Below are 380 nucleotides of genomic sequence, written 5' to 3'. Positions count from 1 at the left end.
GAGCGCTGTGTCATTATCCTCGTGAGCATTATCTCTACTGGGCGCGGGAATTTCCGGAACAGGCGGAGCTGTTTGTTGCGCCTGCGTTTGGCGAAAATCTCTCAACCGACGGTCTGACGGAAAGTAATGTTTATATTGGTGATATTTTCCGCTGGGGAGAGGCATTAATTCAGGTCAGCCAGCCACGCTCACCTTGCTATAAACTCAATTACCATTTTGATATCAGCGATATAGCGCAGTTGATGCAAAACACGGGTAAAGTGGGGTGGTTGTATAGCGTAATTGCACCAGGGTTGGTATCTGCTGATGCGCCACTGGAGTTGGTTTCCCGTGTCAGCGATGTGACCGTGCAGGAGGCTGCCGCCATCGCATGGCATATG

The 380-nt window shown here is 50.8% G+C and carries 1 protein-coding gene; it reads left to right on the top strand.

The window, feature by feature from the left end; genetic code table 11:
- Positions 1–380: MOSC domain-containing protein (locus tag LZP73_RS19385; protein WP_234236546.1), on the top strand; the 380-nt coding region annotated here is incomplete at both ends.

The organism is Shewanella sp. AS16 (assembly GCF_021412365.1).
Taxonomy (GTDB): domain Bacteria; phylum Pseudomonadota; class Gammaproteobacteria; order Enterobacterales; family Shewanellaceae; genus Shewanella; species Shewanella salipaludis.
This window is presented reverse-complemented; position numbering and strand designations above follow the sequence as displayed.